Origin of the sequence: Paraburkholderia lebeckiae, assembly GCF_050436225.1 — a bacterium.
Classification (GTDB): domain Bacteria; phylum Pseudomonadota; class Gammaproteobacteria; order Burkholderiales; family Burkholderiaceae; genus Paraburkholderia; species Paraburkholderia tuberum.
Genome location: NZ_JBNDLU010000003.1, coordinates 937,291 through 961,605 on the forward strand (window position 1 = coordinate 937,291; position 24,315 = coordinate 961,605).

Annotated in this window: 22 protein-coding genes and 2 pseudogenes; 20 read left to right on the plus strand and 4 right to left on the minus strand. The window is 64.5% G+C overall.

What is annotated here, in order from left to right; all coding sequences use genetic code 11:
- Positions 1-51 precede the first annotated feature (51 nt).
- Positions 52-407: pseudogene (locus OKW45_RS39050) on the plus strand (lipoyl synthase); the annotation flags it as partial.
- Positions 408-595: 188 nt separating this feature from the next.
- A complete protein-coding gene (locus tag OKW45_RS39055; protein WP_429473957.1) occupies positions 596-1,999 on the plus strand; it encodes a DNA-binding protein in 1,404 nt (467 codons plus the stop codon).
- A gap of 125 nt (positions 2,000-2,124) precedes the next feature.
- On the opposite strand, the gene OKW45_RS39060 is transcribed toward OKW45_RS39055, so the two are convergent.
- The 3 genes from OKW45_RS39060 to OKW45_RS39070 form a co-directional block, all read right to left on the minus strand.
- Positions 2,125-3,168: a porin gene (locus tag OKW45_RS39060; RefSeq protein WP_429473958.1), complete on the minus strand. Its 1,044-nt coding sequence runs from the start codon at positions 3,166-3,168 to the stop codon at positions 2,125-2,127.
- 149 nt (positions 3,169-3,317) lie between these two features.
- Positions 3,318-4,625, minus strand: a complete 1,308-nt coding sequence (locus tag OKW45_RS39065; protein ID WP_429473959.1) for an MFS transporter — start codon at positions 4,623-4,625, stop codon at positions 3,318-3,320.
- Between the two features lie 252 nt (positions 4,626-4,877).
- Positions 4,878-5,471 carry a TetR/AcrR family transcriptional regulator gene (locus OKW45_RS39070; protein ID WP_429473960.1) on the minus strand — a complete coding sequence of 198 codons (594 nt, stop codon included), beginning with the start codon at positions 5,469-5,471 and terminating at the stop codon, positions 4,878-4,880.
- Positions 5,472-5,784: 313 nt separating this feature from the next.
- On the opposite strand from OKW45_RS39070, the gene OKW45_RS39075 reads away from it, so the two are divergent.
- The 18 genes and pseudogenes from OKW45_RS39075 (at position 5,785) to OKW45_RS39160 (ending at position 21,940) form a co-directional block, all read left to right on the plus strand.
- Positions 5,785-7,098, plus strand: coding sequence for an aromatic ring-hydroxylating oxygenase subunit alpha (locus OKW45_RS39075; protein WP_429473961.1), 1,314 nt, complete (start codon positions 5,785-5,787; stop codon positions 7,096-7,098).
- A 13-nt stretch (positions 7,099-7,111) separates the two neighbouring features.
- Entirely contained in the window at positions 7,112-7,519 is a 408-nt protein-coding gene (locus OKW45_RS39080) for a hypothetical protein (RefSeq protein WP_429473962.1), read from the plus strand.
- A gap of 52 nt (positions 7,520-7,571) precedes the next feature.
- A complete protein-coding gene (locus OKW45_RS39085; protein WP_018422048.1) occupies positions 7,572-7,976 on the plus strand; it encodes a cupin domain-containing protein in 405 nt (134 codons plus the stop codon).
- 12 nt (positions 7,977-7,988) lie between these two features.
- A complete protein-coding gene (locus tag OKW45_RS39090; RefSeq protein ID WP_018422047.1) occupies positions 7,989-8,339 on the plus strand; it encodes a cupin domain-containing protein in 351 nt (116 codons plus the stop codon).
- Between the two features lie 9 nt (positions 8,340-8,348).
- Positions 8,349-9,680, plus strand: a complete 1,332-nt coding sequence (locus OKW45_RS39095; protein WP_429473963.1) for an NAD(P)/FAD-dependent oxidoreductase — start codon at positions 8,349-8,351, stop codon at positions 9,678-9,680.
- On the plus strand, positions 9,677-10,321 hold the full coding sequence (locus tag OKW45_RS39100) for a nuclear transport factor 2 family protein (protein WP_429473964.1): 645 nt from the start codon (positions 9,677-9,679) through the stop codon (positions 10,319-10,321). The genes OKW45_RS39095 and OKW45_RS39100 overlap by 4 nt, the downstream gene beginning before the upstream one ends.
- Positions 10,318-11,187: a dihydroorotate dehydrogenase electron transfer subunit gene (locus OKW45_RS39105; RefSeq protein WP_018422044.1), complete on the plus strand. Its 870-nt coding sequence runs from the start codon at positions 10,318-10,320 to the stop codon at positions 11,185-11,187. The genes OKW45_RS39100 and OKW45_RS39105 overlap by 4 nt, the downstream gene beginning before the upstream one ends.
- Positions 11,181-12,119 (plus strand): dihydroorotate dehydrogenase, encoded by a 939-nt coding sequence (locus OKW45_RS39110; protein ID WP_018422043.1) that lies wholly within the window; start codon positions 11,181-11,183, stop codon positions 12,117-12,119. Before OKW45_RS39105 ends, OKW45_RS39110 begins: the two co-directional genes overlap by 7 nt.
- Positions 12,116-12,541 (plus strand): non-heme iron oxygenase ferredoxin subunit, encoded by a 426-nt coding sequence (locus OKW45_RS39115; RefSeq protein ID WP_429473965.1) that lies wholly within the window; start codon positions 12,116-12,118, stop codon positions 12,539-12,541. Before OKW45_RS39110 ends, OKW45_RS39115 begins: the two co-directional genes overlap by 4 nt.
- A 4-nt stretch (positions 12,542-12,545) precedes the next feature.
- The gene (locus tag OKW45_RS39120) at positions 12,546-13,622 is read left to right on the plus strand and encodes an asparaginase (RefSeq protein ID WP_429473966.1); all 1,077 of its coding nucleotides are present in this window, start codon (positions 12,546-12,548) and stop codon (positions 13,620-13,622) included.
- Between the two features lie 32 nt (positions 13,623-13,654).
- Positions 13,655-14,356 (plus strand): hypothetical protein, encoded by a 702-nt coding sequence (locus tag OKW45_RS39125; RefSeq protein ID WP_429473967.1) that lies wholly within the window; start codon positions 13,655-13,657, stop codon positions 14,354-14,356.
- A gap of 21 nt (positions 14,357-14,377) precedes the next feature.
- Positions 14,378-15,082: a maleate cis-trans isomerase family protein gene (locus OKW45_RS39130; RefSeq protein WP_429473968.1), complete on the plus strand. Its 705-nt coding sequence runs from the start codon at positions 14,378-14,380 to the stop codon at positions 15,080-15,082.
- A gap of 70 nt (positions 15,083-15,152) precedes the next feature.
- Positions 15,153-15,341: pseudogene (locus OKW45_RS39135) on the plus strand (aldehyde dehydrogenase family protein); the annotation flags it as partial.
- 94 nt (positions 15,342-15,435) lie between these two features.
- Complete coding sequence (locus OKW45_RS39140) at positions 15,436-16,350, plus strand: LysR substrate-binding domain-containing protein (RefSeq protein WP_090811571.1); 915 nt, start codon at positions 15,436-15,438, stop codon at positions 16,348-16,350.
- Between the two features lie 122 nt (positions 16,351-16,472).
- Complete coding sequence (locus tag OKW45_RS39145) at positions 16,473-17,768, plus strand: dicarboxylate/amino acid:cation symporter (RefSeq protein WP_429473969.1); 1,296 nt, start codon at positions 16,473-16,475, stop codon at positions 17,766-17,768.
- Positions 17,765-19,231, plus strand: coding sequence for a cysteate racemase (gene cuyB, locus OKW45_RS39150; RefSeq protein ID WP_429473970.1), 1,467 nt, complete (start codon positions 17,765-17,767; stop codon positions 19,229-19,231). The genes OKW45_RS39145 and cuyB overlap by 4 nt, the downstream gene beginning before the upstream one ends.
- 95 nt (positions 19,232-19,326) lie before the next feature.
- Positions 19,327-20,745, plus strand: coding sequence for an aspartate ammonia-lyase (gene aspA / locus OKW45_RS39155; RefSeq protein WP_429473971.1), 1,419 nt, complete (start codon positions 19,327-19,329; stop codon positions 20,743-20,745).
- Between the two features lie 73 nt (positions 20,746-20,818).
- On the plus strand, positions 20,819-21,940 hold the full coding sequence (locus OKW45_RS39160) for an asparaginase (RefSeq protein ID WP_429473972.1): 1,122 nt from the start codon (positions 20,819-20,821) through the stop codon (positions 21,938-21,940).
- 36 nt (positions 21,941-21,976) lie between these two features.
- Here OKW45_RS39160 and OKW45_RS39165 read toward each other — a convergent pair whose 3' ends face one another.
- Complete coding sequence (locus OKW45_RS39165) at positions 21,977-24,205, minus strand: SulP family inorganic anion transporter (protein ID WP_429473973.1); 2,229 nt, start codon at positions 24,203-24,205, stop codon at positions 21,977-21,979.
- Positions 24,206-24,315 lie beyond the last annotated feature (110 nt).

The following is a 24,315-nucleotide window of genomic DNA, read 5'->3' on the forward strand; positions in this document are numbered from 1 at the left end:
GGCCGGCCGCGCCGCGGAGGGCTGCGACGCGCCCGGGGCGGTGAGCCCGGCGAAACCGTCGCGGGCATGGCGGCGGTTCTGCGCGAGCACAGCTTGCATTCGGTCTGCGAGGAGGCGATGTGTCCGAACATCGGCGAGTGTTTCGCGCAGCGCACCACGACATTCATGATCATGGGAGGGATCTGCACGCGGCAATGCGCGATCTGCGTGCCCACGACGTCGACGTGCTGACAATCGGCCAGTATCTCGCGCCGTCGCGGTTTCACATGGCGGTGCGGCGATACGTGCCGCCCGCGACTTTCGACATGCTACGCGACGAAGGTTTGAAGATGGGGTTCATGGAAGTGGCGTCGGGGCCGCTCGTGCGTTCGTCGAATCACGCGGATCGGATCGCGGGAATGCTCTGAATGCATGTGTGCCGGACCTTTGATGGCGCAATCCGATGAATACCTCCCCGTAACCTCGGCTTTTCGAACGATTGACCGCCGGGGAAGTGCTCGACAATTCGTAGGTATGCGAGGCGAGTCCCAGCGCGGGGCCGCCTCCCGAACGACGAAACGGTATTCGTCACCAAGTGCACTTTGTCGAGGCAGGCATGTCAAGCAACATTACGATCACGGACGAGCTCGTCGCTGAAATCGCAAACCGGATGGCCGAAGAGGGCGAGAAGGTGTCTCCGGTAGCCATCTGGTCCGAAGTCCATACAGGCTCGGTGGTCGCGGTGGCAGCGGCATTGCGCAAGTGGCGTGAAACGCGCGCCCCGCGGGTGCCGCAGGTCGTCGAACGTCCTGCGTTGCCGGAAACCGTGACCGACACCATGCGCGATGCGCTCGACCGGCTGTGGAGCTCAGCGCAGGATGAAGCTGAACGCGCAGTGGCGCGACGCCTCGCAGCGATGCGCCAGCGTGTCGACGACGCCAGCAACGAGCGCGACGACGCGCTCGCGGAACTGCAAGCCACCGTCCAGGAACTCGATGCGCTGCAAGTCCAACTGGATAAGATGACGAGCGCCTACGACGAGAAAGTCGACGCAGTAGCCGGGCTCGAAGAGGACATTGCGCTCGCGGTGCAACGGACCGACGCGGCGGAGAAGCGCGCGCAGGAACTTGCAGAGCGCGTTTCGCTCCTCGAAGCGGAACTGCAGAGCGCGGAACTGTCCGCGGAGCGCGGAGCGGTTTCGCACGAGGAGACCGACGCCGTGGGCGAGGGCGAGGTGGCGAACGAGTCGGCTGGGTCAGTCGTCGAAACGCCGGCCGACGAAACGGAGCGTGCGGCGCTGGAAGCGGCGCATTCCGAAGCGGTCGCTCGTCTTCAGAGCGAGCTCGAAGCGATTCGCGCGGAACTGCAGGCCGAGCAGGAAGCGCACGCGGCCCGCCAGGAAGAGGTCGCGGGCGCGCAGGCTGAACGGAATGCCGCCGCACTTGAATTGCAGAATGTCCAGACGCGGATCGCCAGCCTGACCGATGAGCGCGATGCGGGCGCCTCCGAAATCGCGAGACTTTCGGCCAGCCTGTCCGAAGCGCAGGAGCGTGCCGACGCGGAGCAGCAGCGCGCGGCCGAACTGGCCGAAAGCGCGATGGCGAGCGAGAACGTCGCGGGCCTGGAGTCGGCGTCGCCGGTCAGTGCCGACTCTCAGCAGCTCGAGGCATTGAAGGCGCAGATGACGCGCGACGCGGACGCGCATGCCGCCGCAATTGCCGAAGCGCGGGAGACCGTCAGGAAATGGTCCGACTACTCGAACGCACTGAAGCAGCAACTGGCTCAGGCGAATGAAAAAATGGTGGTCGTCCTTGCCCGCGGCGCAGGCGAAGCGACATTGAGCCGCCGGCTTGCCGCTGAACTGGCCCAGCTCAAGCCGGAGCATGAATTGCTGCGCAAGGAGATTCAGCAGCAGGTGATCGTCGAAACGATCAGCGGTCAACTCGAGAAACAAGGCTACCGCTACGACGAGAAGACGGGTGCGGTGTCGAAGCTGAACACCGAAAGCTCGCCAGCGTGACGGGATCGTTGATGGGGTGGGAAGCCGGTGCCGTCGCATCGCGATGCAACCGTTCTCCTGGGTCGTTACCGGTGCACCCATATGCGACTTGCTGTCGTCGATCGAAGCACCGGTCGCAAGCTCAGTCAGAAGAAGTGCTGCACGCCAACGCGCACCGACGCCTGATCGCTGCGCGACGACGGCGACAACGAGAGCAGCGCCGCTTGCGCGCCGCCACCCGCGTGCTGATAGGTCAGCTCGGCGTAGAGCATGGTGCGCACCGAAAGGTGATACAGGTTCGAGAGACCGGCGCTCGTGTAGGTCTTTCCGTCGAACCACGTGCGGTAGCCGCCGAGCAGCACGGTGTCGAATGGCGTGACGTTCCAGTCCACGCCTAACTCAGTTGTCGTAGCACGCGTTGAATCCGTATCGCTGGCGATTTTCACCGTATCGACGACAGCGTGAAACGCCCATTGGCGATTGGGTATATACGTGCCGGCCACACCGAAGATCTCGGTATTGCGCGCCTTGAATGGCGTGCCGCCGGTAAGGTCCTGTCCTAGGAAACTGGCGTAGCCAAGCGACGTATTGAAGGCGTACGACTTGTTGCGGGTGTCGCTGTATACCGCGCCCAGTTGCAGCGCCGAGGACTTGTAGAGGAGCGCGCCGCCAACATAGCGGCCCTGTCCCGTCGAAGGATCGGTGAAGCCGTACATCGCGCGCGCCGACACTCCATGCCACGGATTGCTTGCGTACTTCACAGTGTTGTTCACTGGGGTGACCGCATCGTTGTCGATGTTGGCGGGGCGGTACAGCAAGTAGTTGTACTGGACAGCGCCGTTCGCGTTGGGCAGAAGCACATCGTCGGTCAGATCCCACTGCCTGCCGAGTGTGAGCGTGCCCCAACGGTTGTCGGAAAGCCCGACGAAGGCCTTGCGGCTGAACAGTACGCCCGAAGTGGCGAAAGCGCCCGTATTCGAGAAGAAACCGTTCTCCAGCTGGAATACGGCTTTCGATCCACCCCCTAGATCTTCCGAGCCTTTGAAGCCGAACTGGTCGGGCACGCTGATCGGCCCCATGACGACTTGCGAACTTCCCTTCGCATTGGTCACGTAGCCAACGCCTTCATCGATGCTGCCGTACAGCGTGACGCTGCTTTGCGCATGTGCGGACGATGCTGTCACACCCATGCACAACACCAGACAACTCAACGAAACATAAGGGGTACTGATTGCGGATGCGAAAGGATTAGGTAACGGTCTCATGCCGATGGCAGGTAGGGGAAAAGAAGAAGGAGGAGATCAGGTCGCAGGCCGGTTTGCACCGGCTCTGCGGCGTGTCATGCGTGGCGCGGCCTGCACAGAGCGATGGCGAGCGCGGCGACGAGGGCCGATGCGGCGAAGGCGATGAAATTCAGGCGCACGTCGAGATGCGACGCGGCGAACCACGCGCCGAGCATCGGCCCCGCCATCGCGCCGATCCGGCCTATGCCGACTGCCCAGCCCGTCGCGCTCGCTCGTGCGAACGGCCGGTAGAAGCTTGCGATATAGCCGAGCTGCACCATCGCCACCCCGATACTGCCCAGCCCGGCGAGCGCCACCAGCGCGTAGTTCGTGAACACGCCGCCCCTCACCGTCAGTCCGCAGATCGCGAGCGCGCCGATCACGTAGCCGCCGACGATCGTCTTGCGCGGGCCGAGCCGATCACCGACGCGGCCGATCAGAACGCCGCCGATCGCCGAGGAAAGCATGAAGACCGCCAGAAACGACAGGCTCGAGCCGAGGTCATAGCCGAGCTTGCGCATCAGTTGCGGCAGCCAGGTGCCGAGCCCGTAGATCACGAGTACCGCGGCGACTTGCGCGAGCCACAGACAAAGCGTCGACCACCAGTTGCCGTGCGAGAACACCTCGCCGAACACGACGCGCAGCGAAGGCTTGGCCACCGCCTCGACGGGAATGCTGTCGAGCGACGCGATCGACAGGCCGAGCCGTTGCGCGAGCTCATCGGCCTCGCGTCGCTTGCCGCTCGCCATCAGATAGGCGAGCGACTCGGGCAGCAGCTTGATCAGCACGGGAAGGGCGAGCAGCGGCAACGCGCCTACCGCGACGACGAAGCGCCAGCCATGCGACGCGAGAAACGCCATCCCGATCACAGCGGAAACCAACGCTCCGATCGCGTAGCCCGAATACATGATGGCGAAATTGAGGTTGCGCTTGGGCCCCGGCGAGTATTCGACTGTGAGCGCCGCCGCCGCGGAAATGACGCCGCCGAGGCCGAGTCCACCGATGAAGCGCATCACGCTGAAAATGAACGGCGTGGGCGCAACGGCCGCGCCCAGCATCGACAGCGAGAACAGCGCCACGCACGCAATCAGCAGACGTTTGCGGCCCATCAGGTCGGTCAGAACGCTGATGAAATACGAGCCGAACAGCGTGCCGAACAGCGCCGCGCTACTCATCGCGCCGACTTCGATCGGCGTGAGCTTCCACACCGGGTCGGCGAGCATCGACGGAACGATAGTGCCCATGACGCCGATGTCATAGCCTTCGGTCACGATCGTAAGGAAACAAAGGGCCAGCACGCGGCGCGTGGTGCGCGCGGGCGGGTCGAGTGCGAGTGCGAGAGGACTTTCGGAGATGGCCGCCATGGGATGACTTTTTCGAACGAACTACCGGAAAGATCAGGCAAGCACGATGCCAGTCCCTCGTGGATGACCTCGTGGCCGAAAGCGCGGATCACGTGTCTATCCGCGCTTTGTGCGGCTTGCCCGCCCGGCGCAGGCGGAAGCTGTTGTCTGCGCTCGAATACAGAATGACATTCTATTTTCGAGGCGTCAAAGATTTCAAAATAAATTTAGGCGTGGTTCGGGAAAATCCTGGGTCGAGGCCGCGTCGCCCGCTCAGCTTACGTCATGTCGCGGCGCCTCACCCAATAGCAGCGTGGTCATGAGCGCGGTGATGCGCTGGATGTCGCGGTGATCGCCGATACGCTGATTGATCACGAAGCCGTCGAACGCCATCCAGATCACGTGAGCGAACAGGTCGCCGCCGAGGGCCGCGACGCGCTCGGCGGGCAGCGCGTCTTTGAGGAGTTGCGTGAGGAAATTCTCGACCGATACGAGCAGATTGTTCGGTTTCGCGAGACCCGCGGGCGCGCTCGCGAGTGCGTCGATCAACGAGTTCGCAAAGGCGTTGTCGGCGGCCGGGATGTCGTCCCAGATGCCCACCAGGATGCGCTCGATCTTCCTGCGCGGACCGTTGAGCAACGCCACTTCGCTGCGCAGCCGATGCAATTGCTCGATCAGCCAGGGCTCGTAGATTTCATAAAGGATGACGAGCTTGGAGTCGAAGTACACGTACAGATTGGCGACCGTGGTGCCCGCGAGACGGGCGATTTCGGTCATCGTCGTCGCTGAATAACCCTTTTCGCTGAAGGCGTTGAACGCGGCCGTCAAAATGGCTTCCCGCTTGACGGCTTTTTTGATTTGCGGCACTTGAGGGCTCTCTATCGGAAGGGCGGTGGTCGGTTCGGGGCATTCTATCAAGCCGCCACGCCCACGCCGGTGCGTGTCGGACGCTGCCGACCGCGACTTCCATTTCGATACGGCCTTGCTGCTGAAAGAGGCTGCGTGCGGCTTGCGCGATCAACTCATGCTTCCCGTGTTTCATTACATCGCTCCCGTCCGGATTCGCGCGGACATGCCCCCGCGTTTCGCGAAATCAGCAAAAGACACTTGACGATCAAAATTTTTCAAAACAGAATACTATTCATTAATAAACGACATTCGTTTTTGAGGTGAAGCTATCGTGCCCACGACCTTGCTGTCCCCCGAAGTCCCCGCGCCTGCAGGCACGCTGACCGGCCGGTATCCCGAACTCGGCTCCGGTCCGATCCCGGTCGAGCCGTACATTTCGCCGGAGTACTACCAGCGCGAGAAGCAACACATCTTCAAGAAGACGTGGCTGCAGGTCGGTCGGGTGGAGGAGATTCCGAAGCCGGGCGACTACTTCGTGAAGGACCTCGCCGTGTGCGACACGTCGATCATCGTGGTGCGCAATCGTCAGGGCGAGATCCGCGCCATGCACAACGTGTGCGCGCACCGCATGAACGAGATCGTCTACGACAAGTGCGGCAACACCCGCAAATTCTTCTGCAAGTTTCATGGCTGGGCCTACGACCTCGACGGCAAACTCACGGGTGTGCCCGACGAGAAGTGCTTCTTCGGTCTCGATCGCGAGCAGTTCGGCCTCTCGCGTGTGGCGTGCGAAGTGTGGCAAGGCTTCATCTTCGTGAACATGGACCCGAATCCACCGGTCTCGCTCGCGGATTACATGAGGCCGATGTTCGGCGACATCGAGGGCTATCCGTTCGATAAGCTCACCGCTGGCTTCGGCTGGCAAACGGTCGTCAACTGCAACTGGAAGCTCGCGCTCGACGCGTTCCAGGAGGCGTATCACGTCGCCTATGTGCACGGCAATTCGATCGCGGACGCGATCGACAAAAGCGACAACGAAAGCATGCCGCCGCTCGACGCGCTGTGCGGCGAATTTCATCGGCGGCTCTCGCTGGCGGGCAACCAGAAGTCCGTCTATGGCAACCCGAAGGCGGTGACCGAGGGCGGCGCCGCCGCGCAGAACGCGTTGTCCGAGCAGGGACATAAACGCCCGATCGCGGCGGCGGCATTGCGCGCGGGTATCGGCAGCGCGAAGCACGCGTTTGCGCTCGATGCGCTGCCGTCAGGCGTGAACTGGACCAGGAGCCCGAACTGGCTGTTCGACATGAACATCGTGTTCCCGGACTTTTATGTTTCGCTGCGTCCGAACTATTGCCAGGCGTACAACTTCCGTCCGATCTCGCACAACCAGACGCTCGTCGACGCACGCGTGTACTACCCCGAAATGACGACGCCCGGCGGCCGCTTCTTCCTCGAATACATGAAAGTCGCGCTGCGCGACGTGCTGCTCGAAGACTTCAGCACGCTCGAACGCACGCAACGCGCGGCCGAAACGGGCGCGAAAAAAGTGATGGTGTTGCAGGACAACGAACTGCTGGTGCGCCACGCGTATCACGTCGTCGAACGGATGCTGGCGCAAGGCGTCGCGGCCGATGCGACGGTTTAACCAGGAATCGAACATGAGCACCGCAATGCCTACCCAGCCGGTCAATATCGTCAGCAGAAAAGCGCCCGCCGCCCGCACATTGCCCGCGGGTTTCGAGTCGCTCGCGCCGTTCATCGACATCTGGGCGCTCGAGACCGAAACCGCACGCAACTCGCAACGCCATGCGGTTGGCATGGAAGCCATTCTTGCGTTTCGCGACGCGATCCTGCCGCAGGTCGACGACGTCGTCGCATATCTGAACGGCTACGCGCTCGCGACGCTCGACGAGCATCCCGAAGCGATGACCTTGATGTACCTGCTGCTGTCGCTGGCCGAGATCGCGCCTGCAATCGAGTTTTACAACCAGCCGGCCGTCATCGACGGATACGAGTCCGCGCGTTTTCGCGCCGACGAGACTTTTGTCATGCGTCCGCTGCCCTGAGCGTTGACGCGATCGGCCGGTGCGTCCGGTCTGAACCTGAAGGAGACAGCAAATGGCGAAATGCCGCGTGTTTGGCATCGATCACGGCCTGAAGACCGTGGTCGAAAACGGCCTGTACATGAAGACGATGATCGGCGCGACGATGAGTGTTGCGGTGATCAAGTTCGTCGAGCAGGAGGGCACGAATCTGCCCGCGAAGGCGCACGATCACGGCGAGGAAGCGTCGCTGCAGGTGCTCGGTTCGTGCTCGATCTTCGAGGTGCGGCCGGACACGCCCGACGTCGAGCGCACGCTCGCGCAAGGCGACGCGATGATCATTCCCGCAGGCCTCAGTCACTACGGCAAGAACTGCTACGGCGCGCAAGGCGTGAGCATGCGCTTGAACGTGGTGTCGCCGCCGCGCGCGGAATATGGCGCGCAGGACGACACGCCGTATTACCCGCTCGCCAATCGATGATGAGGGACGCAAATGAATAATCGCGCTGACAATCTGGCCGGCGACATCGCGCAATGCACGGCAGTTCAGGCGGGTGAGCGCTGGCGCGATCCGCACGCGGCGAGCCAAACGGTGCGCGCGCAAGGCGCGCTGTTGAGCACGGAGTTCGCGGTGTTCGAGCCGAGCGAAGTGCGTGACGAGGCAGCGGGAGCGCGCGGCGAGGAAGTCGTCGCGATTCTCGAAGGCCAGTTCGAAATCGATGCGGCCGGCGAACATTACCGGCTCGTCGCGGGCGAGGCGATCCTGATTCCGCCGCGCGAGCCGCGTCGCTTTACGTGCATCGGCGCCAAGGGCGTGCTGTATCGCGCCGGCACCAGTGTGTGAGATCCAATCATGAAGCACGATCCATTTGAACCGGATGACGTGAAGCACATCGTCGTCGTCGGCGCGGGCCATGCTGGCGGACGCGTCGTGCAGCATCTCGTGTCGCTGGGCTTCGCGGGGCGCATCACGCTCGTAGGCGATGAGCGTCATCCGCCCTACGAGCGGCCCGCGCTCTCGAAGGAATGGCTGACGAGCGAAACCGAGCCGACGCTCGCGGCGTCGCCGCTCGTTCTGGCGCCCGCAGCGTTCTGGGAGCCGTCGGCGTTGCGCGATGCGCGCATCGACCGCCTGCACGAACGTGCGGTCGCGCTCGATGCGACTGAGCGCGTGCTGACACTCGCGAGCGGCACCCAGGTGCGGTTCGATCGCCTGGTCGTGGCGACGGGCGGCGCGCCGCGCGACGGCGCGATTCCCGGCGCGAACCGGCCCGGCGTACACCTGCTGCGCACGGTCGACGATAGCCTCGCGCTGCGCCGCGCGCTGCGCGAGAGCCGTGGCCTCGCCATCATCGGGGCAGGCGTGATCGGCATGGAAGTGGCGTCTTCGGCGCTCGAGCTCGGCGTGCCGGTGACGGTGCTCGAAGCGGGCGAGCGCGTGCTCTCCCGCTGCCTGTCCCCCGTGATGTCCGAGTGGCTGCTGCGCGAGCATCGTGCGCGCGGCGTGCGGGTGGAACTGGGGGTCGCCGTCGAGTCGATCGCGGACGCAGCGCAAGCGGCGCAACTTGCCACCGACGGCACGCGCTATGTCGTGCGTTGCAAACTCGTCGACACCGCGCAAACGCGATCACGCGAAGCCTTCGACGTCGCCGCCGACACGATCCTGATCGCGATCGGCGTCGATTGCGCGCCGGCGTTTCTCGCGGGCACGGGGCTCGCGGGACGCCAGGGCGTCGACGTCGACGAAACCTGCCGCAGTCCGCATGCGCCGTGGCTTTACGCGGTCGGCGACGTCGCACATGTGCTCGATGGCGAGAGAGAGCGCGGTGGTCTGCGTCAGGAAACGTGGCGCAATGCCGAGAACCAGGCGCTCGCGGTCGCGCAGACCCTGATCGGCCGCGCGCAGGGGTATCGCGAAACGCCATGGATGTGGACCGATCAGCTCGGCAACAACATCCAGGTCGTCGGCCAACCCGATCCGCGCGACGAGGTCGTGCTGCGCGGCGAACCGGGCGCCGGACCCTGCGCGGCGCTGAGCGTGCGCGACGGTCGCATCGTCGCGGGTGTGCTCGTCAACGCGGGCCGTGAGCGGCGCTTCCTCGAAAAGCTTGTCGCCAGCGCGATGCCCGTGGACGTCGCGCGCCTCGCGGACCCCGGCACGTCGCTCAAGGAGCTTGCCGCATGAGCGCGATCTCGATGGGAGTGGCCGACGCACGTACCCGCAACGACACGCACACATACAGCGGCGCGCAGATGGCAGCGCTCGCGGCACGCGTCGAACGGCTCGAAGCGATCGAAGCGATTCGCGCGCTCAAGGCGCACTACGGCGCGCTCGCCGACGCGAAGTACGGTGGCGACTACCGCAAGCTCGACCGCGAAGCGCTCGCGGACATCGCACGCCAGCAAGCGGCCTGCTTCACCGGCGACGCCGTCTGGGCGGGCGGCAACGGCTTCGGCGGCGACCTCGTCGGACGTGAAGCGATCGAGCGCTGGTTTCTCGACTCGCCGTGGCGCTTCGCGATGCACTACTACGTCAGCGAGACGCTCAAGGTGGATGTCGCGCGCGGCGTGGCGCAGGCGAACTGGCGGCTGATGCAGGTGGCGCTGCGCGAGGACGCGGACACGCGCGCAGGGGCGGTGTGGCTGGGCGCGGTCACGACCGAACACTACCGGCGCGACGCGGCGAGCGGCCTCTGGTTGATCAGTTACATGAAATTCGAAGCGCTCCACATGATGACCCTGGCGGATGGGCCGCTGCCGATCGCCAGCAATTTCGCGGACCTCGACGCGCAGCGCGTCGACCGCACCGAGGACAATCAGTCATGACAGAAGTCATTGCGTCGCCCTGTGCGACCCGTACGGATTCTTGCCGCGGTACTGTCGCGCTCGATATCGCCGAGCACGCGTGCCGCGTGCTGCAGAACATACCCGTCAACGCGGAGTATCGTCACATGATCGTCGCCGCGCCGATCGGCGCCGCGCTCGCGCAACCGGGCCAGTTCTTCCATCTCGCCTGCCCGCCGGGCGCCGCGGGCACCTCGTTTCTGCGCCGGCCGATGAGCGTCTACGGTGCCGATCCGCTGCGGCACACCGTCGAGTTTCTCTACAAGGTGCAGGGTATTGGCACGCAAGGGCTGGCGACGTTGCGGCCAGGCGACACGCTCGATGCGCTCGGACCGCTCGGTCGTGGCTTCGAATTGCCTGAAGAGACGCGCCATGTCTTGCTGCTGGCGCGCGGGGTAGGCCTTGCGACGCTCGCGCCACTCGCGGCGCATGCCACCGCGCGGGGCGCGTGCGTGAGCGCCGTGCTAAGCGCGCGCAGCCAGTCCGTGGTGATGTCCGCCGAGCGTTTGCGCGTGGCGGGCGCGACGGTTCATATCGTCACCGACGAAGACGGCAGCAGCGATCCCGCGCGCGTCGAAGCGCAACTCGAAGCGCTGCACGCCGAAGCGCCGTTCGACTTCCTGTCCACCTGCGGCTCGAACCGGCTTCTGATGCTGCTCCAGAAGCTCGGCAAGTCGTGGGGCGTGGCGGGACAAACCGCGATCGAGCAGCACATGGGTTGCGGAATCGGCTCGTGCTATGCGTGCGTGCGTCCATTCCGCGCGCATGCCGATTCCGACCGTCTGACCTTCCGGCGCGTGTGCTGGGAGGGCCCCGTGTTCGATTTGCAGGAAACGACATCATGGTAGATCTGAGCGTCAAGGTGGGCGGACTCACGCTCGCCAATCCCGTCATGCCCGCGTCCGGCACTTTCGCGGACGGCAACGCGCGCGTGTTCGATCTCAATTGCCTCGGCGCGATCGTCACCAAGACGATCACCGCCGACATTCGCGAAGGCGTGCCGCCGCCGCGGGTCGCCGAGTTCAAGGACGCGACGCTGTTTTCGATCGGCATTCCGAGCAAGGGCGCCGACTATTACATCAATACGACGGTGCCGTTCTACCAGCGCTATACGCCGCCGATCGTGGGCAGCATCTCCGCGAATTCGGCGGCCGAGTTCGGCGAGCTGGCGGGGCGCATCGGTACGAGCGGCATTGCGGCGATCGAGGCGAACGTGTCGTGTCCGAACCTGAAAAAGAACGGCAAGGCGTTCGGCATGGACCCCGAGGCGACGTATCAGGTCGTGCGCGCGATGAAGTCGAGCACCCGCGTCCCCGTGTGGGTCAAGATGACGCCGAACGCCGGCAACCTGGTCGAAGTCGCGCTCGCCGCGCAAGCCGCCGGCGCCGATGCACTCGTGTGCTGCAACGCGATTCTGGCGATGGCGATCGACGTGCGGACCTTCAGGCCGCGCGTCGCGAACGTGATGGGTGGCCTGACCGGCGCCGCGACCAGGCCGATTCTGCTGCGCATGGCCCACCAGTGCGCCGAGGCCGTCGAGATTCCCGTGATCGGCTGCGGCGGCATCAGCACGGCGGAAGACGCGATCGAGTTCATGCTCGCGGGCTGCGCAGCGGTCCAGGTCGGCACCGCCAACTTCATTACGCCGAATGCGATGCCGCGCGTGATCGACGGGCTGCGTGCGTTCTGCGAGCAGCGCGGTCTCGCGCGCGTCGCGGACCTGATCGGCGCGATGCAGCGTCATGACGTGATCAATCTGCAAAAGGACTATGCGCTATGAAGGTCATTCCTATTGCCTCGATATGCGGGCGCACGGTTCGCGCGCCTGCGCACGCGCCTGAGGCGGCGCTCGCGAGCGGCGGGGCGCCGGCGCTATCGATGGCCGCCGACGCGTGGCGTCTGGTCGGCGAGCTCGATCGGTGTTTTGACGGTAACGATTGTCTGGGCGTGACGATCGACGCCGTGAAGGTCGGCTTGTTTCGCGTCGCCGGCGAAATCCATGCGCTCGACGATATCTGCACGCACGGCAACGCGTTGCTGAGCGAGGGCCTGCTCGACGGTCATGAGATCGAATGTCCGTTGCACGCTGGCCTCGTCGACGTGCGCACGGGCAAGGGCACGACCGCGCCGATCGTGCGCGATACGCGGCGCCATGAGGTCCGGATCGACGGCGGCAATCTCTACGTTCGGCTTCGCCGCTGAGACGATGAGCTTTTTATCGACTGCAACCAAAACCGCGCGCGGGCCGAAAATCGCCGTGATCGGTACGGGCGGCACATTTGCGATGCACGCGCGTGGCCCGTTCGACTGGGTCGAGTATTCGGAAAGCGGCGTCGTGCATCCGATCGACACCCTGCTCGCGACGCTCGGCGAGCTCGCGCCCGACGTCGAACTGCTACCCGTCACGTTTCGCAGCCTCGGCAGCGTGGCGATCCAGCCGGCGGACTGGGTGGAACTTGCTCGGCTGATACGGCACACGGCGCTCGCCGATCCGTCCATCACAGGGTTCATCGTGACCCACGGAACGGCGACGCTCGAAGAAACCGCGTGGTTCCTGCAACTCGTGCTCGACATCGCGCGGCCGGTGATCGTCACGGGAGCGCAGAGGCCCGCAAACACCGCGGGCAGCGACGTGCTCGCGAACCTGCGCGGCGCGATTGCGGCAGCGCGCGATCCGCTGAGCGCGGCACACGGCGTGCTGGTCGCGATGGACGGCTGGCTGTTCTCGCCGCGCGACGTGACCAAGGCGGCCAGTTTCGAACTGAACGCGTTCGAGTCGCCGGGCTACGGTCCGCTCGCGCGCATCGAGCCCGACGCGCGTGTTGCGTGGCGGCGCGGTGCGATTGCAACGCGTCGCGGTAGCGAATCCGCATGGTTCTCACGAGCGCTGCTGGAAGCGGATGCGCCATTCGCGCTGCCGCGCGTCGATATCGCGATCTCGTATGCGGGTGCCGACGGTGTGACGATCGACGCGCTGGTCGCGGCAGGCAGCGCCGGCATCATCAGCGCGGGACTGGTGCCGGGACGGCCGGCAGCAGCCGAGGCGGCCGCATATCGAAAGGCGGTTGAGGCCGGTGTCGTGGTCGTGCAGTCGAGCCGCGCGGCGCGTGGCGTGGTGCCGCCTCAGGCGTTTCTGGCACGCGACGGCGTAGTCGCGGGCGGCGATCTCGCGCCGCACAAGTTGCGCATTGCGTTGATGCTCGCACTCACGTTCGATGGCGATTCGCGAGCCGATTTCGCGCAACGGCGCGAACGCATTCAAACCATTCTGCTCGCGTTGTGAACGCTTCGGCACGCAAGGAGGCATTTCGAATCATGCAGTTCTCTTACCTCGTGACCTGGGTGCATCCGGACCCGGCGGCATGCATCAGCGCCGACGACCTCGAACGCATCGCCGCGATCGTCAACTCGACGCCCGCGCTGCGCCGCTCCCGCCTTTACACGCCGGAATCCGCCGACGATTACTACACGCGGGACGGCGCGTCGCCGATCTTCGCGATGCAACTCGACTACGACTCGGTGTTCGATCTCGAAGCGCCGATCGCGGCAGGCGGCCATTTGCAGGCGCTCGCCGCGGCCAATTTCGCGAGCCTCGCCGGATGCCGCGTGGAGCAGCAGGCGATGCTGCGCCGTCCGTTTCCGGTGGCCGATGCCGACGCGCGCGTGCCAGCAGGCAGCCTGCCATGCCAGTTCCTCGTGCACTACCCGGGCCACGCGCTCGACTTCGACGAGTGGATCAACTACTACCTCACGCATCATCCGCAGATCATGTTCGACTTTCCGGGCGTGCGCGAGATCGAGATTTTCACGCGCATCGACTGGCTCGACGCGATGCCATGGACGCGCGTGCACTACATGCAGCGCAACAAGCTGATGTTCGACAGCGCACGGGCGATCACCGAGGCGATGCACTCGCCGGTGCGCCACGCGATGCGGCAGGACTTCGAACGATTTCCGCCGTTCGAGGGCAGCAACATCCATCATCCGATGGCGGCGCGCACGACCTTCTTCGACTAACGCGATTCGCAAGGGGCAAACATGAGCATCGGGTTCGGTCATCTCGCGCGTATCGGGCATCTGTACCCGTCGGGTGGACTGTGCGACTTCGAGATTCAGGCGATGGCGCCCGACGGCGTGCAATTCGTCACGACGCGTTTGCCGTTTCGCGACACGTCGATCGAATCCGATCGCACGTTGATCGACGACATCGAACAGCACGCGCAACTGCTCGCCGACGCGAAGGTCGACCTGATCGCGACGAATTGCACGGCCGCAGGCGTCGTGAACGGCCCTGACGCGATCAATGCACGGGTGACGGCAGCGACGAACATCGCGGCGGTCACGACGATCGAGGCCGTGCTCGCCGCGTGCGACGCGCTGGGGGCGAACAAGCTGGGACTCGTGACGGCTTACGGCGAACGCGTCGTCGCGGCGGAGCAGGCATTTTTCGAGCAACGCGGGCTGAGTGTCGTCGCCGAAGCGAGCCGCGCGTGCCGCACGCCTTTCGAGCAGGGCACGGTGCAGCCCGAGGTCTGGTCCGACATCGCGACGCGACTACCGGGCGATTTTGACGCATTGCTGATCAGTTGCGCGGGCATTCGGGTGAGCAGCGTGATCGCTTCGATCGAGACGGAAATCGGACGCCCGGTGATCAGCAGCAATTCCGCGCTGTTGTGGTACTGCCTGAGGAAGCTGAACATCTCTGCGAAGTCGCCGGGATATGGCGTTCTGTTAAGCGATTGAGACGGTCCCTCTGCTGGCCGCACCACTTTCACGGTTTCTCCCGTTGCCTGCTGCACCTGGCGCGCCAGGGCGCGATATCGGCCGCATCTCGCGCGTGGCGGAGCACCTCGAATATGGAATGGTGGGCATCAATACCGGCCTGATTTCCAACGAAATCGCGCCGTTTGACGGCGTGAAGCAGTCGGGTCTCGGCAGGGAGGGCTCGCACTACGGGATCGATGATTACCTCGTGATCAAGTACCTGTGCATGGCGGTTTGACGCCGGTCCGATACTCAGCGTGCGGCACGGCCAGGCGTAGAATTGCGGGCGCGGCGGCGAGTCCATTCGTCGCCGGACCGGAGACCGATGGCTGATGGAAATCAAGTGGATCGAAGACTTCATCGCGCTCGCCCGCTATCAGAGCTTTTCCCGGGCGGCGGAGTTTCGCAACGTCACGCAATCGGGTTTCAGCAGACGGATTCAATCGCTCGAACAATGGGTCGGCGCCGATCTCGTCGATCGCAGCGGCTTTCCGCCGACCCTGACCCCGGCAGGGCAACTGTTTCGTGACGCGGCCGAAGACATCCTCGACAAGCTGTTCGACACGCGCGCCATCATTCGCACCGAACAGCGCATCGCCGGCACGAGCCTGCAGATCGCAGCCGGCCACACGATCGCGCTCAACTTCCTGCCCGCGTGGCTGCGCACGCTGTCGAAGCATGTCGGCGAAGTGCGCGCGCGCGTGATTCCGGCGAACGTGCACGATTCGATACTGATGCTGGTCAACGGCAACTGCGAGCTGATGTTCGCTTATCACCATCCGCAGCTGCCGTTGCATCTCGATCCGACCAGGTACGAATGCGTGACCGTGGGCGTCGATACTTTCATGCCGGTATGCAGGCCCAATCAGCGGCTTGCGCACGTGTACCGTCTGCCCGGCGTGATCGAACATCCGATGCCGTTCATCGCTTATACGGAGACGAGCTACTTTGGGCGCTGCTTCGCGTTGCTGATGGAGCAGAGCAAAGCGTCGCCCGCCTTGCATCTTCACTATGAATCCGACATGGCCGAGGTCGTGAAGAAGCTCGTGCTGGAAGGCGAGGGTGTCGCCTGGCTGCCGAAGAGCTCGATCGCCGCCGAACTCGACAGTGGCCAGCTTGTCGCCGCCGGCCGCTCCGAATGGCAACTGGAGCTGGAGTTGCGCGTGTATCGCGACCTCACGAACCGCACTGAACTGCTCGATACGCTGTGGCGGCATCTGCGGGCCTCGTCGGGGTCAGCCGAATAGCGCTGATAGGGTTATCCCGCGTTATGCGAAACTTGCATAGCCGTATGCAACACTAGCATTCACGTCTTTTCTGCCGTCTCTAGAATTCCGTCCAGTCACAAATAATCTCAGGACGGAGACACATGAAGAATCGGCTTACCCTCTACATCCTCGCCGGCATGCTGCTCGGCGTGGCCGTCGGTTATGTCTGCCATCGCACGGCGGCCGATGCCGCGCAGGCGAAGGAGATCGCCGGCTACTTTTCGATCGTCACCGATATCTTCCTGCGGCTCGTGAAGATGATCATCGCGCCGCTCGTGTTCGCCACGCTCGTGTCAGGTCTCGCTGGCATGGAAGGCACGAGCGACGTGCGCCGCATCGGTCTGCGCTCGATCGCGTGGTTCCTGTGCGCGTCGCTGTTCTCGCTCGCGCTCGGCCTCGTGCTCGCGAACCTGCTGCAACCGGGCGCGGGCTTGCACATGACCCAGACGAGCGCTGACGTGGCCACCGGCCTCAACACGTCGAGCCTGAACTTCAAGGACTTCGTCACACACGCGTTCCCCACCAGCATCGTGGATGCGATGGCGCGCAACGACATCCTGCAGATCCTCGTCTTCTCGGTGATGTTCGGCATCGTGCTCAGCGTGATCAAGTCCGACCCGCGCGTCGCGCCGCTGATCGCGGGCGTCGAAGGGCTCGTGCCCACCATGCTGAAACTGACCGACTATGTGATGCGTCTCGCGCCCGTCGGTGTGTTCGGCGCGCTGGCATCGGCGATCACGGTGCATGGCCTCGACGTGCTGACGACGTACGGCAAGCTCGTCGCCAGCTTCTATACGGGGCTCGCGCTGCTGTGGGCGGCGCTGATCCTTGCCGGCTACGCGTTTCTCGGCAAGCCGGTCTGGGCCTTGCTCAAGGCGATCCGCGAACCCGCGATGCTGGCATTCTCCACCGCGAGCAGCGAGGCGGCGTATCCGCGCCTGACGGAGAAGCTGGAGGAATTCGGCGTCGACAAGAAAGTGGTCGGCTTCACGTTGCCGCTCGGCTATGCGTTCAATCTCGACGGCTCGATGATGTATCAGGCCTTCGCCGCGATCTTCATCGCGCAGGCGTTCGGCATCGACATGCCGATCGGCACGCAGATCGTGATGCTGCTCGTGCTGATGGTGAGCAGCAAAGGAATGGCGGGTGTCGCGCGCGGCTCGGTGGTGGTCGTCGCGGCCGTGGCGCCGATGTTCCATTTGCCGCCATCGGGCGTCGTGCTGGTGCTCGCGATCGACCAGATTCTCGACATGGGGCGCACGGCGACCAACGTGATCGGCAACAGCATCGCGACGGCAGCCATCGCGAAGTGGGAGGGCCAGCGCGTGACGCGGCAGGAACGCAGCACGGCGATGCCGACGGCTTCGTTCGGCCAGCTCGAAGGCGAGACGAAATGAGCGGCATGGACGCAACGGCTGCCACGAGCGCGCGCAAGTTCGGCGTGGTGGGCGGGCTCGGCCCGCTCGCGAGCGCGGACGTGTTCTTCAAACTGATCAAATCGACACCGGCCACGCGCGACGCCGAGCACTTCGATGCGATCTTCGAGCAGCAGCCGTTTCGCAGCGCCGATGCCGATAGCGAGACGTTGACGCAGCGCAAGCTGTACGTCTTCGATCTGATCAGCAGCTTCGAGCAGCGCGGCGTGACGACGGTCGTGCTGCCGTGCTTCCTGAGTCACACGTTCATCGACGAGCTGAAAGCCAATTCGCCGCTGCAGATCGTCGACATGATCGATGCGGTGCGCAGCCACGTGCGCAGAAGATTTCCCGCGGTGCGCCGCGTGGGCGTGCTCGCGTCGGCGCATACGCGGCGCAGGCGCCTGTTCGAGCAGTACTTCGCGGCGCCCGAGTTCGAAGTGATCCACCCGCGCAACGGCGAAGGCATCGATTTCGTCACCGAGGCCGTTTATGGCGAGGATGGCGTGAAGAGCGGCAATCTGCGTGGCCGTCCGGCCGAGTTGCTGCGGGCGGCGTGCGAGGACCTGATCGAACAGGGCGCCAACGTCATCGTGCCAGGGCTCACCGAGATCGCGCTGGTCGCGGACGAACTCGGTGCGTTTCGCGTGCCGCTCGTCGATTCGAATCTGGCTTATGCGCAGTACGTGGTGTCCGGCCAGTACCACACGCCCGAGACGATCTTCAAGGTCGGCGTGGTGGGCGGCGTGGGTCCGGCGGCCACCGTCGATTTCATTCACAAGATCGTGCGCGCGACGCCCGCGCGGCGCGATCAGGACCACATCAAGCTGCTCGTCGAGCAGAACCCGCAGATCCCGGATCGCACGGAGAATCTGATCGGCGATGGACCCGACCCGACCATCTCGCTCTATGCGACCTGCAAGAAACTCGAAACGGGCGGCGCGGATCTGATCGCGATCCCGTGCAATACGGCGCATGCCTTCGTCGAGCGGATACAGCCTTATCTCGGCGTGCCGATCGTCAATATGCTGACGGTGACGGTGCGTTATCTGCGCGAGTCGTTTCCCGCGCTGCGCTCGGTCGGCGTGCTTGCGACTTCCGGCACGCTCGCGAGCGGCGTCTACGAAAAGGCGCTCGAATCGCACGGCTTGCGGCAGGTCGTCCCGGCACCCGCGCTGCAGGCGCGCGTGATGGACGCGATCTACGGCAAGGAAGGCGTGAAGGCCGGATTTACGGCGGGGCGGTGCCAGCAAGACCTCGCCGCGGCGATCGACGGGCTTATCGCCGACGGCGTCGAAGTGATCGTTCTCGGCTGCACGGAACTGCCGCTGCTGATTCGCGAGCCGTATGTGATCGGCGCGAACGGCGCGCGCGTGAACGTGGTCGATCCGACCGACGTGCTCGCGAAGCAGTGTGTCGCCTGCGCGACAGTGCCGCCTCGATAACCCAACCGCATCACCCAGTCAATGCGACGGACCTGCACACGAGGTGTGCCGGATGACCCCGCTCGCCTGTCGATTTCAGAACCTGAGAGGTAATCATGCTTGCACCGACCGAACGTATCGAACACGACCTTCTCGGCGATCTCGCCGTGCCCGCGACCGCGTACTACGGCGTACACACGCTGCGCGCGCTGCAAAACTTTCCCATCACGGGTATTCCGATCTCCGTGTATCCGAACCTCGTCAACGCACTGGCGAGCGTGAAACAAGCCGCCGCGCTCGCGAATTACGATCTCGGCCTGTTGAGCGCAGTGAAGATGCAGGCCATCGTGCATGCATGCAGGCAAGTGCGCTCAGGCACCGCGCACGAGCATTTCGTCGTCGACGTGATTCAGGGCGGCGCGGGCACGTCGACCAACATGAACGCGAACGAGGTCATCGCCAATCTCGCGCTCGAACATCTCGGGCAACAGCGCGGCGAATACGCGGTTCTCCATCCGAACGAGGACGTGAATCTCGGCCAGAGCACCAACGACGTCTATCCGACCGCGCTCAAGATCGCCACTTACGCGGGCATCATGCAACTGGTCGACGCGATGGGCGTGTTGCGCGCATCGTTCGAACGCAAGGCGGTGGAATTCGGCAACGACCTGAAGATGGGCCGCACGCAGCTTCAGGACGCCGTACCGATGACGCTCGGCCAGGAGTTCAGCACCTTCGCTGTGATGCTCGGCGAAGACGAAGAGCGGCTGAAGGAAGCGGCCCAGCTCATCTGCGAGATCAATCTCGGCGCGACCGCGATCGGCACCGGCATCAACACACATCCGGGATACGCGCAGCTTGCATGCAGGCACTTGAGCGAAATAACCGGTATCGCGTTGACCACGTCGCCGAATCTGATCGAAGCGACGCAGGATGTCGGTTCGTTCGTGCAGCTCTCCGGCGTACTGAAGCGCGTCGCCGTAAAACTCTCCAAGACCTGCAACGATCTTCGCCTGCTTTCGAGCGGTCCTCGCGCGGGCCTCGGCGAAATCAACCTGCCGCCGGTGCAGGCGGGTTCGAGCATCATGCCGGGCAAGGTGAATCCGGTGATTCCGGAAGTCGTCAACCAGATCGCGTTCGAAGTCATCGGCAACGATGTGACGGTGAGCTTCGCCGCCGAAGCGGGGCAGCTCCAGCTCAACGCGTTCGAGCCGATCATCGCGCACAGCCTGTTCAAGAGCGTCGCCCATTTACGCGCAGGGTGCCTCACGCTCGCGTCGAAATGCGTCGACGGCATTACCGCGAATCACGAGCGGCTGCGCGCGATCGTCGACAGCTCGATCGGCATCGTGACCGCGCTGAACCCGTACATCGGCTATACGCACTCGACCGAAGTCGCGAAGGAAGCGCTTGCGTCGGGCAAAAGCGTCGCGCAGATCGTGATCGACAAAGGGCTGTTGAGTCAGGCGCAGCTCGACGAGATTCTTCAACCCGCCATGCTGACGCAACCAAGAAAGTTGTCGTCGGCGGCATGAGCGACGAAGGTTGTTCCGGTCACAGGTCGCGTGCATACGCACGCGACTCTTTTAAACGATGGAGGAGTGAAAGATGAACGGCAACACGATCAATCGAAGAGCAAGGCGGCTGTGCGGTTCGGCGGCACTGCTGATCGCGGCACTTGCCGCGGGTACCTGCGCACAGGCTGCCGACGCGCCATCGCAACAGGCAAGCGCCGTCACGGCAACGCCGCGTGTTCTGGTGCTGGCCACCGGCGGTACGATCTCGGGAACCGCCGATCCCCGTTCGGCGATCGGCTACAACTCGGGCAACGTGAAGGGGCAGGAACTGGTGCGCGGCGTGCCGGGCATCGAGAAGCTCGCGAGCATCAGCGCGGAGCAGATCTCGAACGTCGGCTCGCAGGACATGAACGACAAGATCTGGTTGCAGCTTGCGCGGCGGATCGACGAGGTCTTCGAGCGGAACGAGGCCGACGCCATCGTGATTACGCACGGCACCGATACGATCGAGGAGACGGCGTTCTTCCTGAGCAACGTGCTGCGCTCCGACAAGCCAGTGGTGCTGGTCGGCTCGATGCGACCGGGCGGTTCCGCGAGCGCCGACGGTCCCGGCAATCTGTACGAAGCCGTCGAAGTGGCGGCGAGCCCGCAGTCGATTGGCCGAGGCGTGATGGTCGTGATGAACGACCAGATTCACGCGCCGCGCTGGATCACCAAGACCAATACCACGGCGGTACAGGCGTTCGCGTCGCCGAATGCCGGCGCGATCGGTTATGTCGATCCGGCCAGCGTGCGCTTCGTGATGCCGGCGGTGCAATCGACGCGCGCTGCGCTGAGCCTGCCCGCGAGTGGGCAATTGCCGCGCGTCGATATCGTCTACGCGCATAGCAACATGGATGGCCGCCAGATCGATCATGCGATCGCCGATGGCGCGAAGGGCATCGTCGTCGCCGGCGAAGGCGATGGTGACATGTCGAAGGAAGCCCTCGCGGCGCTCGACCGCGCGGCGGCAAAAGGCATCGTGGTGGTTCGCTCGACGCGCCTGGTGTCGGGGTTCGTGAACCGCAACGTCGAGGTGGACGACGACAAGCGCGGTTTCGTCGCATCGCTCGATCTGAATCCGCAGAAGGCGCGATTGCTGACGCAATTGCTGGTGGCCAACGGCGTGACCGATCCGGTCAAGGTACAGCAGGCGTTTAGCGGGACGTGGTGACGGGTTGGGGGCGCCGCCGGTCAGGGGCGCTGCCGCTTATAAAGCCGCGCGTAATGCCTCGTCGGCAACGGCAAGACGCAACGCAATGGTCTTCACGAGAAACCGATGCAACTGTTGCGCTGTCGCCGGATCCTGCTGTTCGAGTTCGAGCAGCCGGGAGATCGACAGGCGGTACACGCGCGTCGGTGCCTCGGCAATCACATCCGCGCTGCGCTGTTGCTGCGTGTACACCGCCATTTCCCCCACGACCGTACCCGGGCCGAACGAGCGCAGACGCGCCGAGCGGCCATCGGCGAGCGGCAGCGAGATCGCGACACGTCCTTGCTCGACGAAATACAGCGCGTCGCCTGGCTCGCGATGACGAAACAGCGCCTGCCCCGAAAGCAGATCGTGCACCTCCAGACACGCGATCAAGCCGTTCAACGCGCCGGCCGTGAAATGCGGCTCGAGCATCGCCCGCAGATCGCCGCCATGCGCGATCGCGAGCGAGTTCGACGCAAGCAGTTTGTCTTCGATCCATTCGAGACCCGCATCGAGCGTATCGAATTCATGAATCTTCAGATTGAGCGTGCCGGTCTTCACGAGCAGATCGCGCGAGCGCGGCGGCAGCGCGGTCAACACGAGGTCCACGCTTCTTGCGGCGCAGAGCTGCCTGAGTTTGACGAAGCTGATGGATACGGATGCATCCATGCCATGTGTCGCCGCAAAGTCGAGCACGACGAAGCGGACCTGCGACGGATTCCCGGCGCCGAATCGCTCGCGAAGGCGCTGCAGAATCGAATTGGCCGTGCCGAAGAAGAGAAACCCTTGCAGGCACATTCCGCATACCTGGGGGCCGATTGCGCGCAGAGCCTGGGTGTCTTCGATGCTGCGCTCAACATTCGAGGTCCGCGCGCGCAGGTCGAACTCCATGCGTATGCAGCCGACCCGACCGTAGAGCAGCGTGAACATCACACATGCTGCAACGACGCCCGCCCCTACGCCGACGATCACGCCATACGCCGCGATAGTGCCGAGAATCACGGGCACGAGCAGATACTCATACCAGTTGAGCTTGGTCCAGGCGCCCGCGAGCCAATGCACGAGCAAGCGCAGCCCCATGAAGAGCTGAAGGCCGACCAGCACCGGCACCGGAAAGAGCGCCACGATGCCCGGCGAAGTGGCGAGCACGACCACACACGCGAGCGAGGCGAACACGCCCGCCACCCTGCTCGTCGCGCCCACCCGCGCGTTGAGCATCGAGCGATTGAACGACTGGTAGCCGACCATGCCGCCCAGCAGTCCGCTCGCGAGATTGGCGAGGCCGGCGGCGCGCATCTCGCGATTGAGGTCGACGTCCTCCCCGGTGGCCGCGCCGATTGCCGTTGAATTCATCAGGATCGTCACGGCCGACACCGAGGTCACCACCAGACTCTCGGGAAGATGCGCGCCGACCGCCGACCAGTCGATGCCGCCCCGTCCGAGCCTCGCGGCCAGGTGCAACTCCGGCAGCCCGGATAGGTGCAGCTTGACGCGGGGCAGCAGCAGACCCATGCCGCGCGCGTCGTCGATCGAAACTCCGGCAACCTGCAGCAGAACGTAGAAAAGCACGACGCCGAAGGCCAGCGTGAGCGGCAGCGCGGCAATGTGCTGCCACGTGCGCATCAGTACCGTGGCCAGCACGCCGACGACCAGCGCCGGAACCCATGTGAGCCAGTGAAGGTGCGTGAGCAACGCGAGCGTGTGCCACTGCAGCGGCTGGCCCGTCAGCACGCGGAACGCTCCGGCGAGCAGCAGGTAGCCCGTGCCCGCGAGAAATCCGCCGAGCACCGGATAGGGCAGGAACTGCAAGGAGCGGCTGCGCTTCGACGAGCCGATCGCATAGAGCACGATGCCCGTCATGAGCGAACAGAGCGCGATGGCGATCAGCACAGTGAGGATCAGCGTCTGCGGTGAACCGCCGTCCGCGCGCACGCTGCTGGCCACCCCCGCCGCCACGCCCGCGAGAAAGGCTGCGGCGTTGCTGTCGGGGCCGCCAATATTGACGCGCATCGAACTCGTCAAGGCGATCACGAGCGCCGTGACGACGCAGCTCACGAGCGCGGTGGGCACGCCCAGCATCGCGTAGCGGGCAAGATCGGCGCTAAAGATCATCGTGCCGAGGCTCATCGCATAGCACAGCATGACGAGCGCCGAAACGGCGCCAGCCGCCACGTCGCCTGGCAGACCCGCCAAACGCGAGCGCAGCGGAATCTCGGAGACGGAAATGGTCTTGCCCGGCTTCACGTGGATTCCCGGTCGAATGCAAGGGCGCCGTGAGGCGCGCCAGCCAGTATCCTGCGCGGCTCGAACGGCTGTCAAACGCGATGCAGCGTGCTTATCGGACACCTACACTG

Coding starts and splice junctions, on each gene's coding strand:
- OKW45_RS39095 (WP_429473963.1), top strand. CDS start 8,349: ATGAAGCACGATCCATTTGAACCGGATGACGTGAAGCACATCGTCGTC.
- OKW45_RS39130 (WP_429473968.1), top strand. CDS start 14,378: ATGAGCATCGGGTTCGGTCATCTCGCGCGTATCGGGCATCTGTACCCG.
- OKW45_RS39090 (WP_018422047.1), top strand. CDS start 7,989: ATGAATAATCGCGCTGACAATCTGGCCGGCGACATCGCGCAATGCACG.
- OKW45_RS39160 (WP_429473972.1), top strand. CDS start 20,819: ATGAACGGCAACACGATCAATCGAAGAGCAAGGCGGCTGTGCGGTTCG.
- OKW45_RS39120 (WP_429473966.1), top strand. CDS start 12,546: ATGAGCTTTTTATCGACTGCAACCAAAACCGCGCGCGGGCCGAAAATC.
- OKW45_RS39140 (WP_090811571.1), top strand. CDS start 15,436: ATGGAAATCAAGTGGATCGAAGACTTCATCGCGCTCGCCCGCTATCAG.
- OKW45_RS39110 (WP_018422043.1), top strand. CDS start 11,181: ATGGTAGATCTGAGCGTCAAGGTGGGCGGACTCACGCTCGCCAATCCC.
- cuyB (WP_429473970.1), top strand. CDS start 17,765: ATGAGCGGCATGGACGCAACGGCTGCCACGAGCGCGCGCAAGTTCGGC.
- OKW45_RS39055 (WP_429473957.1), top strand. CDS start 596: ATGTCAAGCAACATTACGATCACGGACGAGCTCGTCGCTGAAATCGCA.
- OKW45_RS39125 (WP_429473967.1), top strand. CDS start 13,655: ATGCAGTTCTCTTACCTCGTGACCTGGGTGCATCCGGACCCGGCGGCA.
- OKW45_RS39100 (WP_429473964.1), top strand. CDS start 9,677: ATGAGCGCGATCTCGATGGGAGTGGCCGACGCACGTACCCGCAACGAC.
- aspA (WP_429473971.1), top strand. CDS start 19,327: ATGCTTGCACCGACCGAACGTATCGAACACGACCTTCTCGGCGATCTC.
- OKW45_RS39105 (WP_018422044.1), top strand. CDS start 10,318: ATGACAGAAGTCATTGCGTCGCCCTGTGCGACCCGTACGGATTCTTGC.
- OKW45_RS39060 (WP_429473958.1), bottom strand. CDS start 3,168: ATGGGTGTGACAGCATCGTCCGCACATGCGCAAAGCAGCGTCACGCTG.
- OKW45_RS39145 (WP_429473969.1), top strand. CDS start 16,473: ATGAAGAATCGGCTTACCCTCTACATCCTCGCCGGCATGCTGCTCGGC.
- OKW45_RS39065 (WP_429473959.1), bottom strand. CDS start 4,625: ATGGCGGCCATCTCCGAAAGTCCTCTCGCACTCGCACTCGACCCGCCC.
- OKW45_RS39115 (WP_429473965.1), top strand. CDS start 12,116: ATGAAGGTCATTCCTATTGCCTCGATATGCGGGCGCACGGTTCGCGCG.
- OKW45_RS39080 (WP_429473962.1), top strand. CDS start 7,112: ATGAGCACCGCAATGCCTACCCAGCCGGTCAATATCGTCAGCAGAAAA.
- OKW45_RS39085 (WP_018422048.1), top strand. CDS start 7,572: ATGGCGAAATGCCGCGTGTTTGGCATCGATCACGGCCTGAAGACCGTG.